The sequence below is a fragment of the Pseudomonas sp. 2822-17 genome, assembly GCF_002742485.1.
GTDB classification, from domain to species: domain Bacteria; phylum Pseudomonadota; class Gammaproteobacteria; order Pseudomonadales; family Pseudomonadaceae; genus Aquipseudomonas; species Aquipseudomonas cyclaminis.
Genome location: NZ_LJRZ01000537.1, coordinates 67659 through 84331 on the forward strand (window position 1 = coordinate 67659; position 16673 = coordinate 84331).

General features: G+C 55.9%; 10 protein-coding genes and 1 tRNA gene. 2 read left to right on the plus strand and 9 right to left on the minus strand.

The annotated features are described in order from the left end of the window. Positions 1 to 46: 46 nt before the first annotated feature. The 7 genes from AOA60_RS22640 to AOA60_RS22675 all read right to left on the minus strand — a co-directional run bounded on the left by AOA60_RS22640 (position 47) and on the right by AOA60_RS22675 (position 10880). Positions 47 to 3697: a restriction endonuclease gene (locus AOA60_RS22640; protein ID WP_143522480.1), complete on the minus strand. Its 3651-nt coding sequence runs from the start codon at positions 3695 to 3697 to the stop codon at positions 47 to 49. Positions 3698 to 4141: 444 nt separating this feature from the next. Next, on the minus strand, positions 4142 to 5959 hold the full coding sequence (locus tag AOA60_RS33405; RefSeq protein ID WP_218240737.1) for a hypothetical protein: 1818 nt from the start codon (positions 5957 to 5959) through the stop codon (positions 4142 to 4144). 245 nt (positions 5960 to 6204) lie between these two features. Continuing rightward, positions 6205 to 6480: a hypothetical protein gene (locus AOA60_RS22650; protein WP_099586314.1), complete on the minus strand. Its 276-nt coding sequence runs from the start codon at positions 6478 to 6480 to the stop codon at positions 6205 to 6207. Then, on the minus strand, positions 6477 to 7457 hold the full coding sequence (locus AOA60_RS22655; protein WP_099586315.1) for an integrase domain-containing protein: 981 nt from the start codon (positions 7455 to 7457) through the stop codon (positions 6477 to 6479). Before AOA60_RS22655 ends, AOA60_RS22650 begins: the two co-directional genes overlap by 4 nt. Positions 7458 to 8363: 906 nt before the next feature. Next, on the minus strand, positions 8364 to 9686 hold the full coding sequence (locus AOA60_RS22665) for an integrase arm-type DNA-binding domain-containing protein (protein WP_099586316.1): 1323 nt from the start codon (positions 9684 to 9686) through the stop codon (positions 8364 to 8366). A 161-nt stretch (positions 9687 to 9847) separates the two neighbouring features. Beyond that, positions 9848 to 9923, minus strand: a tRNA-Asn gene (locus AOA60_RS22670). A gap of 60 nt (positions 9924 to 9983) precedes the next feature. Beyond that, complete coding sequence (locus AOA60_RS22675; protein WP_099586317.1) at positions 9984 to 10880, minus strand: LysR family transcriptional regulator; 897 nt, start codon at positions 10878 to 10880, stop codon at positions 9984 to 9986. A 101-nt stretch (positions 10881 to 10981) separates the two neighbouring features. Between AOA60_RS22675 and lldD the strand changes: the two genes are divergently transcribed. Together lldD and AOA60_RS22685 are read left to right on the plus strand one after the other, a co-directional pair. Next, positions 10982 to 12124, plus strand: coding sequence for an FMN-dependent L-lactate dehydrogenase LldD (gene lldD / locus AOA60_RS22680; protein WP_099586318.1), 1143 nt, complete (start codon positions 10982 to 10984; stop codon positions 12122 to 12124). 281 nt (positions 12125 to 12405) lie between these two features. Then, positions 12406 to 13332 carry a GGDEF domain-containing protein gene (locus AOA60_RS22685; protein ID WP_099586319.1) on the plus strand — a complete coding sequence of 309 codons (927 nt, stop codon included), beginning with the start codon at positions 12406 to 12408 and terminating at the stop codon, positions 13330 to 13332. Positions 13333 to 13355: 23 nt separating this feature from the next. On the opposite strand, the gene AOA60_RS22690 is transcribed toward AOA60_RS22685, so the two are convergent. Both AOA60_RS22690 and AOA60_RS22695 read right to left on the minus strand, forming a co-directional pair. Next, complete coding sequence (locus tag AOA60_RS22690) at positions 13356 to 14156, minus strand: TenA family transcriptional regulator (protein ID WP_099586320.1); 801 nt, start codon at positions 14154 to 14156, stop codon at positions 13356 to 13358. Between the two features lie 45 nt (positions 14157 to 14201). Next, positions 14202 to 16664 carry an EAL domain-containing protein gene (locus AOA60_RS22695; RefSeq protein ID WP_099586321.1) on the minus strand — a complete coding sequence of 821 codons (2463 nt, stop codon included), beginning with the start codon at positions 16662 to 16664 and terminating at the stop codon, positions 14202 to 14204. Positions 16665 to 16673: the final 9 nt, after the last annotated feature.

Consider the following 16673-nt stretch of genomic DNA (forward strand, 5'->3'; position numbering starts at 1 on the left):
TTTCTACTTCAAAAAAAACTTTCCAGTACTGGAACTCAAGGATTAATCAAAGCCTAGCCAAACCTATTTTTTCTCCCGACGCGTACTCTCTCCATATATTCATGATTTTTTCTGCAAATTGGGTTCTGGCAGATAAAATCGCAAATTCAATAGCTGGAAGATTCTCGGCGCGAAGAAATTTGGCGACCATCTGAAAAAAGTCCCAGAAGAATTGAGTATCTTGTTCTCGCCATATTGGGATGGATGCAACCGTATTCAGTACCATGTCAAGGACATCCTCGCACCAGCAATTTTCGACTGCCTGGCAGACAATATGCAATGCTGCAGGATGGGCATAGGAGGCTTGCAGTTCTCTTTCAAGAAGTTTGATACGGCTGTCGGTTGGTTTGCGATTGCTTACGATCAACAGCACTGAAAGACGCGTCCATCTATCGGTTATGCCAGTCAGCACATCATCGACATAAATGTCCTCTACATCAGATAACATCTCGCGCTGGAGCTCAACTAAACCCTCATATCCGTTTGTTTGAAAGGGGAGTAAGAGAAGCAAGTCATTGTGCGATAGCAGGTGGCGAGCCTTCGCAGCGGCAGGAATTAGCTCTGCAGCAAGACCTCCTAGACGAATAAGCATGTGCTCTGACTTGATGGAGTTAAGTGCTTGGAGGTCAGAGGGTGAAAGGCATGAGTAGTCATTACCATCTACTGCGTGACGAATCCTTGCCAATCGCTCTATCATTATTGAAAGACTGGTAGCTGCCTTAGCAGTAAATCCAAGTATTCCCACTAGCGCAAATACCCTAGATGTAGTCCAGTCGTACGCATTCGCCTCCTCTGATAATCCCTTTTCGCATAAACTCAATAGCTCCTGCTTTGGGGTAAGAACAGAATGCACCATTTCAATAAAGTAGTTGCAGGCATTGCCTCGATCCGAGGTCCATTTATCAATACAAGAAAATGCATACAGAGAAATCGCGGAACTATCACATCGATGAGCTACTTGCCACAACCGAGCCTTTCTTGGACCTGTAGCGCGGGGTAGGTCTCGTTCGACAATAGAGACCATATCGTGCGGCAACTCCGCATTCTTCAGTACATCAGAGATAAGTTGTTGTAGATAATATTCCGAATGATTATCCGGCTCACTAGGCATCGTCTCAGCTATGGCACATTCAAAGGCCATACGTGTGTCGATATCTATGCCAACGCCAGCCGCTGCTCTTATCAGCCTAGCCTTGTCGTGTGGCTCGACGTACTCTAACAGTACTTCATCGAAAAATTTCTTTGCTTGCGAAGGATCAACAGCATGGAGCGCGTATAAGCCAATCTGAAAAGCTGTCAAATCAGAGGCTGCTCGTAGATGCCGCTCGATGGCAGGTACGTCGCTGGGATCTTTCTCATAGGCAAGGAGAAATAGCGACTCACCCACCGGTTCCCCAGCACCGCATCGGGATAGCCTTTCTCTTGCAAGGCTGATTCGCATTGATAAAGGGGCGGCCTCCCAGATGGCGACATCCCCACCCGAAATTTTTATGGGAGTTGATTTGAGTTTATCAATTTCAGGAAGTAAACCTCTGAGATAAATTGCATCTCCTGCAGAGGCGAGCGCTCGAAAGGCTGAATATCTCATCTGGCTGTCAGCCTCACTCGTAGCCTCCCTCAATCGCCTCATAGCTTTGGGAGTACCGAGTCTGGCAAGCGCATACAGTCCCTGAAGTCTAAAGATCATGGATACCTCTGGCGCAATTGATCGACTCAGCATTTCCTCCGCTATATCTTGAAGATCACTTGGAAGCTCTCTGGCAACTCGAGCTCCCAAAATCAGATCAGCGTCAAGTACAACTCTAAGGAAGTTTTCCATGTGCTCACGTGAGACTAACCTTGCAGCAAACACCCAAGCATCATCTGCTACAGATTCACGCAGAGAGTCTAAATGGTTGCGCCATGTTTGTGCCAGCATTGCAGCTGACAGGCTACCGGCTAGCAGTTGATGTCCAAAGCCGATATATCCTCTTTCAGAGATACGCAATAGCTCTTGACTGACGAGAAGATCAACTATTTCTGTGTCCTTAAGATCTCCTATGCCAAGTGCGTCGCTGCAGTGGGTTTTTGATTCACGAATCCATTTTCCGGCTTCGCTTATAGGAAACTCAAGACGTCTACTGATAAATACGCACTGAAATGCTAACGCACTTGCAAGCTGAAGAAGAACCGTTGAATGGACTTTTGATTGTGGGAAACTCGAGTTGCGAATTGATCGTGATTTGAGCAGTGCTTCAATCATCTCACCTAAAGTGCTAGGAATCGCTGACTTTAGTTTCCAGACTCGCAATGCGACTTTAACAGCAAACGGGGTCCACAGAAGTAATGATCCAGAATTTTCGGCAAGTAACACATAGTTCTTCGTGAAGACGTCAGCGGCTTGCTGATCAAGCTCCCCTTCTGCTATCCGTCGCATGGCGACAGGAGTGATGCTCTGCACTTCTACGCACCCCAGCGGGAATTGCGGAAGAATAATATTGTTCAGCCTATTGGGCTCACGAGACGAAAGGACGCAAGCAATACGCCTGCGCCTAAGTAGGGGGCTTAGCTCGCCAAAAAACGCCGTCATGTTGGCATGAGTACATTCGTTTAATCCATCACAAAGTAATAGCACCTTGTCCGGTAGCAAGCGCCAAGTGCCGTAATCAGCACTGAGTTCCTGATTAATTAGCCGATCAAGAGCGCCTGGGACATATGTCGCCAAAGAAATCAAAATCGGCAGTACGCATTCCGGGCTTGTTTGCAATGCTCTGGCACGGATTAGAGCCAGTGAGGTGGATTTTCCGACGCCCCCTTGCCCTACTAGAAGGGCAAGATCACCCACATCAAGTTGTAGGAAATCGTCGATGTTACTGAAATTTTTTAATGCTGTTTTTTGCCCCGCATTGATATTCACATCCGTGCCAATGGAAATGCCAGTAGGCAGGTCAGTGCTGACAAAGCGCGGTTCGATGATGGTGTGGAAATGACGATACTCGGCAATGTAGGCCAAACGATCAAAGGCAGCGCGAGGGTTATCCCGTACAACTGTCGCTATCCGGAAGTAACGCTGTGCCACCTCTAGTATCGCCTCCCAACGGGGAGACAACGCAGCGTCGAACTCTTTAAGATTCCAAGCTGTGAGGCGATCAAGCTTAAGTACATACGATTCCGCGATCTTCCGAGGTGTCTCCCCTCGCTGCTCTAGCTTAACGCGCAGGGAAACGAGCTCCCCATCAGTAGCACTCTGCAAGGCATTTCCGACTTCAGTGGCTATCTCCTGTCGCGAGGTGGCCCGCAATGCGCTGACTACTTTCTTGCGGACACCTCCAGTGCAAATGAATCGGTGCTCTCCAATACTTGAGCCTTCCAGCGCTGACGTTGCCGCAACTTTTGCAAGCTCCTTTATCAGCTGCCCCATGTCCAGAGGTTGACCTTGTCGCTTACATTGAACGCACACGAGGCGGCCAGTAGCCACAACAACCCCTTGAACATCAAATCCCCCATCTCCAGAGCCAGATGGTTTGCCAATAACTCTCAGACCAAGTATGTCCTGAATACTTAGGAGGCAACCAAAAACAAAATTTTCGAAATCGTCCGAACTCAGGCGGTCGATAGGAAAACCTAGACCCTCGTAATATGGTGCTTGGTTAGAGACGGTATTTGGATCATTTGACATTTATTTGGTCTAATTTCAAATCACATGTTCACTTAGCATCATTTTGACTCAGTTGAATACCTGAGTAGCAATCCAAATTTCGCGCCTTACAAGGCGGTCAAGTAGCTGAGTTTGATAGGTGATGGACGACGAAGATGTTGGTGGCTTTTTGTACCCTTACGACAAACTGCCCGATGCTCACTTAGGAGTCAAGAACCTTGAGGCAAAGCAGCTCACGCTTCGCATTTTCTATGTGTGACCTGGAGTCCGTCGAAGGAGGGCTTGGTCTTCGTGCTATGGACAACAGAAATAGAATGCAGGTCAGGCACTCACATACGCCGAACAGCTAACTGGTTCGTGCTGCGGGAGGGAACCGAACCGATTAGGCATGGATACCGATCATACAGGTGGCTAAAGCACACAATCATAGCCTCCGCCCCGCAATTCCACTTTTTAAGAGGGTGCTCACTCTTGGCAGATCACGCAACCGAACGCCCCGACCTCGGTGCAAGCTGCAAAGAAAGACGAGAGTAACCAGTACAGTTGCACGAAGTAGGGATCAACGGCAGCACCGGCGGCAATGTCTTGGAAGACTTGCCCCACAGCCGCTTTGCTCAGCGAGGAGGTGACGATGGCCACCCGCTTTGTTGTATGCGGAGCGTTACGACAAAAATCCACTGCTGCTTGGGTATCAGCCGGCGTACCACGGCACGTGCGGGAAATGCGCGTTCTAGCCCCCTTGTTGTTGTAAAGGCGATTCCACCTCCTGTACTTCACTGGCATGGATGATGCGGGTAACGAGAGATTGCCGAGATTCTTGATCGCCTGGCCTACCGAGACGTGAAATGGGCTGGCCCCCAAGGATAGATCTCCATGCTTGGCGTGGTAGAACGTGATTCTTGGCGCTGATGGATCTGTCCGAAAGCCGATGAAGTCAGCCCACTCATCGCCAAGGTCATCGCACACCATGACATTGTCTTCCGGCGCCACCGTAGACAGCATGACGCCAAAGGTTGAGTCGTTATCAAATGTGTTGTGTGCTGCTGTGAATGTGCCTTTTTCATCAACGACATTTGCTAGCTCGGCATTGCCGAAGAAGTAGCCCAGGAACAACGCCCCGCCGTTAACCAGTGAGTCGTCTTGGTATAAAGTTCCATCAAGGTAGGCGAACTGTGGCTGATCGAATAGGACGATGTAGGCCTCCTGTTTATCGATAAACTGCTTCAACAGCGCACGCCCATTATCTGCTCCGACCCCGAATTGTGTGTCCTCGACGTGGACCTGGGAAAGAGAGGGCAACTTCAGACGCCTCAATGCGATCCGCGTTTTGTTGATCGCCATCTCTCCGACCTCGGCCCCGGTGTCCGACTTGGAAAGGACTAGCTTTCGGGTAGCATCGATCGTGATGTGCAGTACGGCTGTCAACTCTTCCAGAATCGCTTCGACTTCGGCTTGAGGAAGCTCACGAAAACCTGGGCCGTCCGGTTTTACCAGGCGAATGATTTTGTCACCAAGGATGGCCTGCCTGAGGATGGCGGTGTCCACCGCAAATTGACTGGGTGCCGCTGTCAGATCCGACAACTCCATTGGCCGGGCGAAAGCTGCCAGGAAGGGTGAGGAAGACGGCCTTCCTGGCCTAGGGTGCAGACGGTCAATGATGCTGCAGGCGTAATCCACCAAATCGAGGTAGCCCGCGCGGTCTGCTCGCAGGGAAATGCGTCCGGTTCGCGGAGTCGTCGAGTAATGCTCGGCTGCTTCCCGAAAGCTGTACCCCAACGGAGCGAATCGAGCGGATGAAGCCATACCCACGTTATTCTGGAGATTCTCCCCCTCAAGTGTCTTGCTACGTAGAGCAAATCGCGACAGCGACATATGCCTCAGTCGAACGCGGTCGAAGATGGAGTCCTTGCTCGTGAGGCCACGATCAACTTCCTGCGGGCTGATACGTTGCAGATGTCGTTTCGCGAATTCAGGCGTTACGTCGATTTGTGACTTGAATATTGCGATGTGGCTACGGTACTCCACAATCAATAGGTACCCAGTGACCCGGTCGACCACGGTATCAGCGCCAGGTAGAAAGGCCGGCACTCTGTCGAACTGGAAACACAACGCAGACCAAACCGCTGCCCCATGGGACTCTCGATTGAATGAGAAAAAATTGTTCGATGAAGAGGTTTGCGCGCCCCTGATAGCTCGGAACAGCGCAGTGATCGCCACAGCTGTGATAGATGCACGCTGGCGGAAGAAGTAGCAGGATTTGCTGGCGTGGAGCTCATCGATCATTTTCGTGTCCCTACGAGACAGGGTCACTGTGTGGATCCTGTTATGAAGCAAAAGGTAGCCGAGTGCCGCCACCCCTGTCTAGGTGAATCATGGTACCGCAGTGCATAAAGGCAGAGCGCCGCCACCCTCAAAAGCTTGTGATGCATGACCTAACGCTTGGCTCAGTAGCGGAAAGCTCAATAGGGTGATCGAGGATGCTAGTAGTCTGGCGAATGTCCGCTCCACATTCGTTTTCTGACCTTCGCTTAGCGGTTGAACTGCCAGGATTTTCCTAGGCGATAAGTGAGTAATTGCATGGTCAGCAAATAGTAATAGCGCGTCGAGTCAGTGCGCTGGTTTAGGTGGTGATTTAAAAACCACACAAGGTGTTTTCTCTGCCAAGTCCATGGATTGTCGCGTTGCCAGCGCTCAGCGATTGCTGTTTGGATAGCCTCCGCCTGACGAAGGTGGCGTTGGCGTGTGGAGTGCGACCCGGTCAGAACGCCGGCCAGGAACAGCTCCATATCGAATGCCTTGCTCATGTTCGACCGCCAATGTAAGCCGAGACCACGTCGATACGGCCGTGCCCAAGTTCATAGCTGATTTGCACTCGGGCTTCCTGATCTAGCCGTCGGTCGAGCTGATAGCATCGGCCACCGTTGATGGGCGCGAGATGATGGGTGATTTGCTCGTAGCGTTCGCACGCATACGCCGCCCGCAATTCATGGAAGCCTTTGAGGTTGTGCGTATGGAGGATGTCTCGGGCGGGGTGGACGATTTCCCGTTGGAAGTCAAGATAGCTTTCGTCCGGTGCCAGCAGGTTGCGGCTGCCGTCAGGTGAGACTTGAAAGGCGAACTCCAATGCTTCGCGGATGTGACCGTCCACGGTAATCCAGCGAGGTGCCAACGCGCCGGAGCGGCCACCTTTGGTACCCTCCTGGATGTTGATCTTGCCGAGTTTTTCGGCCTCACGCTGCAAGCGCGGAAGGTCGGCCAAAATGGTCTCGCGCAAGCGCATGCCAGTGGCTCGCGCCAGCTGCGCGATGGCCGCGGCGCGCGGCATTTGGTGTTTGCAGAGCACGTCGACGATCCGCTTCACTTGTTCGCGGTCTTGGCCTTGCGGCACCGAGCGACGAACACTGGTGCGCTGCATTCCCAACGCCTTGCTCGGGCTTGACACTTTCACATACTGATCACCGCGAAGCGCGGCCATGGTTCGGTTCACACTGGACAATCGGTTTTGCGCGGTGGCGATGCCGATAGCTCCTTGTTCGACTTGCTGCCGCAGATGTCCGGCGTAGTCCAACAAGGTTTGCCGATCTATTTGCCGAGAATCGTTAAAGCCTGGCCCATCCTCCGACCGACACCAGCGCACAAACGCCTGCCACCGATCACTGTGTGCTTTGACCGTGCCGTAATGCCCGCCGCCAAACATATCGCGCAATGCCTGCGGCCCGGAATAGCTCAGCTGCCGGCCCCATCCAAAATTTCGCCCATCCCGTCTACCGACCAACGCCATGATCAAACTCCTCTCGAGCCAAACCGTTTGAAGTTTTTCCCCACGTCATCCCGCCAAGAATGCTGAGTGTTATCAGGGATCAAGGCCCCTGCGACCTGTGAGGTTTATCCACTAACGCGGGACTGACGGCTCCTTACGACCGGGAGCTTGGCATCTCATGATCTGGCCTCCTGAACACCTCCGAAGAAAGTGGGCGGGTGGAGGCTGCACCGGCTGACGAGACCGGTGCCGTGAGATCCTGAGTCGGGTGAAGGCAGTGATGCGATGACCAGGGCATGCCTGACTGTCAGTCAGGTGCAGTCCATTCCGTGGGCTGCGGCACCGTCATCTGCATCGCTGTTGCTGGTGACTTTTCGGTGTTTGTCACGCCGATTGTCACGAAGGGGAATGCCGCAAAGCCTTGTACGAGTTGGGCTGCAGCAGCGGTAGGAGCGTTCGTCTCTTCCTGGAAGTAAGAGACGAACGCAGGTTGGCGCAGTGAAATGGCCAAGCGGATAGGTTACTGCAGGGCAGCCGGGTAGGGTGGGTTTTGCCGCAGTAGGCAAAGCTGAGAAGTAGGCATCCATCACATCGCTGTGACTGTGCGAGCCGCCGGACGCTAATCGCACTTGGGGGGAACCACCACGGTGTGGCGTAGCCTCAAAGGTTCTGGCTACCTGGGTTGCTGTCAACGACAGCGCTTGCACGGTCTTTCTACGCCCACGGATAGACAGGGTCAAGGCTCGATTTTCCGGGAGTTCTGCGGCTGAAAATGACATTAGCCGTCTATGGAAGTCCGTGATTTCCAAAAGACGATTGCGGGGGGATATTTTTTAAGTGAGGTCCATCCAAACAGGGCGGCTTTGCAGCCCTGTTTGGATGGACCCGCGTGGACAAACGGATCACTGAGATATGAGGACCGAGCGCTTACTCAGTTGCGCCACGTTTTGCTTTTAGGCGAGTGATATTCGCACCCGCCTGATTGGCGAATTCGCGTGGGCTGACATGCTTCTGCTGATTAGCCTCAAGGTAGCGACTCCACCAGTTCATGATCAGCCTGCGTTCCTCGATGAACTCGGCCTTGTGGATGTAAGCGGCGCGGACGTTGTTGCGTTCCTTGTGGCTCATCTGCCGCTCGATGGCTGTGTCCGTCCACAAACCGGACTCGATCAGTGCGCTGCAGGCCATCGAGCGAAACCCATGCCCGCAGATCTCGGTTTTGGTGTCGTACCCCATCTTCCGAAGCGCGCTGTTCACCGTGTTTTCGGACATTGGTTTCCAAGACTTGGTATCGCCTGCGAACACCAAGTCGAATTTGCCTGTGACTGTGTGGATCTGCTCAAGCAGGGCGACCGCTTGCGGCGATAAGGGTACGAGATGGATATCGCCTGCCATCTTCGTACCCCTTGTAGAAAAGGGTACGCCTTCCAATGCCGGTCGCGTGTCGGGTATCTCCCAGGTGCCGCGCTCGAGGTCGAACTCGCTCCAGCGGGCGAAGCGCAGCTCGCTGGAGCGTACAAACACGTGCAGCGACAGCAAGACCGTCAGCCGGGTAAGTGTGCGGCCTTTATAGGTGTCGATCCGTTCCTGCAATTCAGGCAAGCGCGATAAGGATAAGGCGGGGCGGTGGACGACCCGCGAGGCTTTGATCGAGCCTACGAGGTCGTAAGCAGGGTTTACGGTGATAAGCCGGAGGCGCTTTGCCTCGCGCATGATGCTCTGCAGGTAGTTTTGTACCCTTAAAGCAATGTCTATCGTTCCGCGCTTCTTAATCTCGTCCAGGGGCCGCATAAGGTCGTGGGTATCAAGGTCGACAATGGCGCGGGCGCCGATCAGCGGGAAGAGGTGAGTTTTGAGGCGACTCATCACTGTCTTGGAATAGTCCGGTGCCCACTTGGCTGACATTTCCGTGTGCCAGCCGAGGGCAACACTTTCAAAGGTGCGGCCTTTGATCAGAGCGTCCGTCTTGGCTTGGTTCTTGGCGCCTATGGGGTCAATGCCATCCGCCAGCATTCGCTTGACCTCCAAGCGCTTGCGGCGCGCATCGGCGAGGCCAACGATGGGGTAGTTGCCGAATGAGGTCAGTCCTTCCCGGCCATCAGGTTTGACGTATCTGAGACGCCAGCCTTTGCGGCCATTGGGCTGGATTAAAAGGTAAAGGCCGTCGCCGTCGAAAAGCTTGTAGGCGCGGTCTGTGGGCTTGGCCGAACGGCAAGCGGCGTCGGAGAGTGGAGCAGTAGTGCGCGACATAAGGGTACTCCCTTTTATCGAACTGACCTTATCCCAAACTCTACCCTTAAAATGGCTGGTACCTACCGGAATCCGACAGAACGCCAAAACGAAAAAACCCGCCAGAAGGCGGGTTTTTCGGGGGTTTCAGAGATTTTGAAAGCCTTCTCTGGAACCTTGTCTGGCTCCACGACCTGGACTCGAACCAGGGACCCAATGATTAACAGTCATTTGCTCTACCAACTGAGCTATCGCGGAATGCGCCGTATGTTACTGATTGAAAAGGAGAAGTCAAGCTTTCCCTGACAATCCTGGCGATTAATCCGGATGGCCGGTTGAACGCTGCGACTCCTTGGCCAACTCCAACCAGGCCCGGGCAGCGGGTGGGAGGTGGGCGCTGGCACGCCAGGCCAGGGCGATGTGCCAGTCGGTATGGGGTTCGTCCAGGGGGATCAGGGCGATACCGGGGTGTTGGTGCTTATGCGCCAGCATGCGCGGCAGGAAGGCCGCGCCGAGGCCGGCGGATACCAGGTCGACAATGAAGTCGATCTGGCCGCTGCGCGCCGCCACGCGAGGTTGCACGCCTTTACGCTCACAAGCGGCAAGGATCTTGGCGTTAAGGGCGAAGCCGGCTTCGAACAGGATAAATGGCGAATCTGCCAGGTCGCTGAAATCGATCCGTTTGCGCTGGGCCAACGGGTGGCTGATCGGCAGGACAGCCATCAGCGGTTCGTTACGTACGGGTTGGTAGTCGAACCCTTCGTCTATGGGCAACAGGAGGGCCGCCAGGTCGACCTCGCCTGCCTCCAGGCACTCGCGCAGCCGTTTGCTGCCGTATTCGGTGAGTTCGATGTCGATGTCCGGGTAACGGCGGCGATAGGTGGCGAACATTGTCGCAAACAGCACGCCGCAACCCACCGGCGGCAGGCCGATGCGCAATACGCCGCGCTTGAGGCCACGCAGGTCGTTGATCTCGGCCACCAGGTCGCTGTGTTCGGCGAGCAGGATCAGGGCGCGGCTGTAGGCGATTTCGCCAGCGGCGGTGAGTTCATTGCGGTGACCGAGGCGGTTGAGCAGTGGCATGCCCAATTCATCTTCCAGGGTTTTGATCGCCTTGCTCACGCTCGACTGGGTCAACGCCACCACATCGGCGGCTTGGGAGAAACCGCCTTGGCGCACCACTTCGACAAAGGCACGCAGTGTTCTCAGGTTCATCAGTATTCCTTTCTCGACTGACCACTAGCGATAAAAGTTGCTTTTATCATGACAGAAGTTTGCCTATCTTGGAGGCACCTTGCCTTGCCGAGATTCCGTGCATGATCATTTCGTCCGCCTCTGACTACCGCGCAGCCGCCAAACGCAAGCTGCCGCGCTTCCTGTTCGACTATATCGACGGCGGCGCCTACGCCGAGCACACGATGCGGGCGAACAGTTCGGACCTGGCCGAGATCAGCCTGCGCCAGCGCATCCTGCGCAATGTCGACAATTTGAGCCTCAAGACCACGCTGTTCGGCCAGCCGCTGGACATGCCGGTGATCCTCAGCCCCGTAGGCCTGACCGGCATGTATGCGCGGCGCGGCGAAGTGCAGGCGGCGAAGGCGGCGGCCAACAAGGGCATCCCGTTCTGCCTGTCGACGGTGTCGGTGTGCCCGATCGAAGAGGTGGCCTCCCAGAGCCCGCAGTCGATCTGGTTCCAGCTGTATGTGCTCAAGGACCGCGGCTTTATGCGCAATGCGCTGGAGCGCGCCCAGGCGGCCGGGGTGACCACGCTGGTATTCACCGTGGACATGCCGACGCCGGGCGCACGTTACCGCGACGCCCACTCGGGCATGTCCGGGCCGTTCGCGGCGCAGCGGCGCATGCTGCAGGCGGTCACCAAGCCGCAATGGGCCTTCGATGTGGGCTTGATGGGCCGGCCCCACGACCTGGGCAATATCTCCAAGTACCTCGGCAAACCCACTCACCTGGAAGACTACATTGGCTGGCTGGCCAACAATTTCGACCCCTCCATCAGTTGGAAAGACCTGGAGTGGATTCGCGAATTCTGGAAAGGCCCGATGATTATCAAAGGCATTCTCGACCCCCAGGACGCCAGGGACGCCGTGAGTTTCGGCGCCGATGCCATCGTGGTCTCCAACCATGGTGGCCGCCAGCTGGACGGCGTGCTGTCCACTGCCAAAGCGTTGCCACCGATTGCCGAAGCCGTGGGCGATGACTTGACGGTGCTCGTGGACTCCGGCATCCGCTCCGGGCTCGACGTGGTGCGCATGTTGGCCCTGGGCGCCAAGGCCTGCCTGCTGGGCCGCGCCACCGCTTACGCATTGGCTGCCGACGGCCAGCAGGGGGTGGAGAACCTGCTGGACATCTTTGCCAAGGAAATGCGCGTGGCGATGACGCTGACCGGCGTCACGTCGATTGACCAGATTGACCACTCCACGTTGGTCCAATCAGCCAAATAACTGACGTCATGCGCCAACAGCCGTTTTCTGCTTAGAAAACGGCCTTTGATTTATAAGGTTTTTTATTAAAGTAAACGAAGTGGCATGAATCTAGCTCTAACCACCTTCAAGCAGGTCAAGCGATGACAAGACGTGCGGCGGTACCCAGGGGTTATAACCCTCTGTAAAGCGGTCTAGACTGTTACTCATGTTTTACGGAACTGAAGGAACAGTTAGACGCTTGGCACTCGCCACTCTCATCGAGCCTGTAAGACAGCTAAGTGCTTAGAGGCCGATCGCTTATGAAAACACCTACCCAGACCAACGCAATTGACTTTGACAGCGCTAAATTGCAACGCCTGGGCTTTGGTCAGCCATCGATCCTGCCCCATCGCCCGACGACCGTCGCACAACTTCGCCAGCAACTGGGCATGCAGTTGCAGACCAGCCTGGAGCCGGAGCGCATCCTGGCGGTGTTCTTCCGTGAGATCCAGCGCCTGGTGCCCCTCGACGCCCTGCACTACCGGCACCAAGCCAGTGACCTGCGCCTGGAATTCGGTCAGCGCGGCCACCACTCGGTGAGCTACAGCCTCAGCCATGAAGGCGAGCACTTGGGTGAGCTGATTTTCCGTCGCAACCAGCGCCTGGCCGAAGACGAACTCGGCCAACTCGAATCCCTGCTGGCCACCCTGCTCTATCCGATGCGCAACGCCCTGCTCTACCGCGCCGCGACCCGCAGCGCCCTGTGTGACCCATTGACCGATACGGGCAACCGTATTGCCATGGACCAGACCCTGCAGCGGGAAATCGACATGGCGCGCCGGCACCTGAACCCATTGTCCTTGCTGATGCTCGACATCGACCACTTCAAGGTAATCAACGACACCCACGGCCACGCCGCCGGCGATAGCGTCCTGCGCAGTGTCGCGTCGGCCATCAAGGGCCAGTTGCGGAACGTGGACATGGTGTTTCGGTTTGGCGGGGAAGAGTTTCTGATCCTGCTGTCCAACACGGGCCGGGACGCGTCAGCGATGGTCGGCGAACGGCTGCGCCAGGCGGCACAGGCCCAGGATTACTGGGTCGATGGCACACGGATTGAGTTGACGGTGAGCCTCGGCTGTTCGACTTTGCTGGCCGCCGAGTCGGCCGAGAGCCTGTTGCGCCGGGCGGACAATGCCTTGTACGTAGCCAAGCGCGAAGGCCGTAATCGCCTGGCAATGGCGGGGTAAAAAACCCCGCCATCGCCGTTACCTCATGCCTCGCTGGCGACGCGCAGCGGGCGTTCACGCACGACGCTGGCCGGCTTGTCCATTTCCAGGCGCATGCAGCTTTCCAGGAACAGGTACATATAGTCGTAGCTCTTGCACACGGCCTGGCGAAGCTCTGTCTGCAGAGCCTTGGTCGGGTTCATCCCGGCCAGGGTGCAGATGATTTCCAGGGCTTCCCAAGGATGGGCATCGTCGTACTGGGCGTGCATCTTCAGCCATTTCATCGCACGCTTGCGGTCTTCCTCGGGGAAAGCCGCCGCATACACACCCGTGGAACACACCACGGCTGACCATTCCCCTGTCGCACCCTCGATGGCGTAGTTGGTCGCGGCTACGGCTACGATCAACGCATCGGAGGAGCTGGTGTGCCAGCACCAGTGACTCAGGGCATGCAGCTCCGGCGGCACGTTCTGGGCCTGCAACTCCTCAAGGCTGACGCCATGGGCGCGGGCCCAGTGCACCCAATAGTCGGCGTGGTTCAGCTCCACACGGATATTGCGCATCAGCCAGCGTCGCGCCATGTCCTCGCCGGGATGGCGGGCAAATTTGGTTTTGGTGAGGTTCTGTGCCATGTACAAGGCAAACTGTTCCACCACGGGCCAGCCACCGATCAGGTAGTGACGCATGGTCTTGGCGCTGAGCGTGTTGTCACGCATGCGTTGGTACAGTTCGTGCTCGACAACTCGGCGCTTGCTCTCGCTACAGTCCTGGATCAATTGCTGAGCCCAGACGGGGTAGCTTGAGGCTTCCATAAGCGGGCCGGTTCTGTTGAAGGTGTCGATCACTGTTAAGGCTCCTTTTTAAGTGTGATTTACAGACCAGCAAATGTTTCAGCGGAATGTGCCGGGCGCCCTGAACAACAGAGGCTGCGGCCGCACAGGTCGACACTGCAAGCTATCAAAGGTAAACAATTGCGGTCGTTCAATCAGGTAGCCCTGAGCGTAATCCACACCAATATCGAGCAATGCCTGTTCGATTTGCGGTGTTTCAACAAATTCGGCAATTGTGCGCTTACCCATGACGTGGCCGATGTGATTGATCACTTCGACCATTGCGCGGTTAATCGGGTCGTCCAGCATATCCTTTACGAAACTTCCATCGATCTTCAGGAAGTCTACAGGTAAATGTTTCAGATACGCGAACGAGGACATTCCGGCGCAAAAGTCGTCCAGGGAAAAGTGGCAACCTAAGGCTTTGAGTTCATTAATAAAGCGAATAGCACTGCCTAAATTGGCGATAGCACTGGTTTCAGTTATTTCAAAACAAATCATTTCTGGCGGAATGCTGTAAGTGTCGAATTTCTCATGCAAAAACCCGAGAAAGTCATCATCGCCAATGGTTATTCCTGACAGATTGATTGCACACATGGCCATAGGTCGGCCAGGACGCTCGTGCATGCAACGGGCGATGATCCTGAACACGTTCTCCACCACCCAACGATCCAGCGACGTCATCAACCCGTAACGCTCGGCGGCCGGGATAAAGCTGTCGGGCAGGATGATCCGACCCGCCTCGTCATGCAGGCGCAGCAGGATTTCAATATGCCCGTTGCCCGCGTCGGTATTTCCCAGAGGCGAGATTTCCTGGGCGTACAGGCAGAACCGGTTCTCTTCCAGCGCCATGTGCAATCGTTGCACCCAGGCCATTTCGCCAAAACGCAGGGACAACTCCGAATCATCGGCGTGGTACACCTGCACCCGGTTGCGGCCTTTTTCCTTGGCCATGTAGCAGGCCATGTCGGCGGCGCGCAGCGAGGTCTCCAGGGTGGTCGGGGTCTGGGAGATATGCACCAGCCCGATGCTCACGGTGGTCATGAACGGCCGGCCCTTCCATACAAAATGCAGGCTCTGCACCGTATGTCGCAGGCTCTCGGCGATTTTTTCCGCCGCCGCCGCCGGGCAGTGTTCCAACAGGATGCCGAATTCGTCGCCGCCCAGGCGCGCCAAGGTGTCGCCTTCGCGCAAGGCAGATTGCAGCAGCGCGCAGATATGGCGCAGCAACTCGTCACCTGCCGCATGGCCGCAGGTGTCGTTGACCAGTTTGAACTGGTCGAGGTCGAGGAACATCAATGCATGCCGACCGCCTTCAGGCTGCCCGGCCATGTGCAGGACCTGTTCCAGGCGATATTCGAATTCGCGGCGGTTGGCCAGGCCGGTCAAGGCGTCATGCGTGGCCTGCCACGACAGGTTGGCAATATATTGGCGCTCCTGGGTCATGTCATGCAGCACCAGCACTGCGCCGCTGATCTTGCCGGCGCTGCGAATCGGCGCCCCCACCAAGGTGACCGAAACCGTGCTGCCGTCCAGGCGCTGGATGGTTTTTGAATGCTCGCTGCCGCCCCGGAAGTGGCCGTTGACGATGTGTTCGATCAGGGTAAAGCCGTCGGGTTGGGCGTTGTCATCCAGCAGGTTGAACAGTGCTGCCAAGGGCAGGCCCTGGGCCTGGGTTGAATTCCAGTGGGTCATGGCCTCGGCTGCCGGGTTCATATAGGTAATGGCACCGTCGACATCGGTGGTGATCACCCCGTCACCAATCGACTCCAGGGTGATTTGCGCGCGCTCCTTCTCGGCCTGCAGGGCATCGGCGAAGGCATGGCGCTGGGTCAGCAGCTTATGGGTACGTAACAGCGCCAGCACGATCAGGCCCAGCGCCGTCGCCAGGTTGGTGATCAGCAGCAACCGCAGGATCATCCGCGAGCCTTCGCCCAGGGCATCGCTGAAGGCTTTGGCGGCCGGCGTCACGCCTTCGTTGATGGCGGTGATATGGGCCTTCCACTGCCGCACATCGTTAGGGTTGACCTGGTCGACGCTGATCGCGCTGTGCATCTCACGGGCCAGTTCGTCCAGCTGAACCAGATACCGATCACCCACCGTCCACAGTTCGATGGCTTTTTCCAGGTAGCTGAAATGACGAAAGTTGAGGTACAGCCAGATCAGGCTGGTGGCATCATCCGGGTGGTTGCCGCCCTTGAGGATGCCCAGACGCGCGGCATCCAGGTCGGGAGTGGGACGGTCCAGGGCGATACGCAACTCATGGCCGCCCTGGGGCACGGCGATGGCTTGCTGGTATTTGAGATAGGTGGCCTGGTTGCGGTCATCGGCGTACAGCGTCAGGTAATAGATAGCGTCCTTCTGGCCCTTGGACCATAAGCTCTCGCCGCCCACATAGCCTCGTACCGCTGAAAGCATGTAGAGACTTCCGCAGCCCAACAATGCCTGGAACAGCACCACGGCGATAAAGGGCCAGACAATGCCCAACAGCCGAGGCGTTCCGAGAGTCCGCTTTTGCTTCATGAAGTCCCT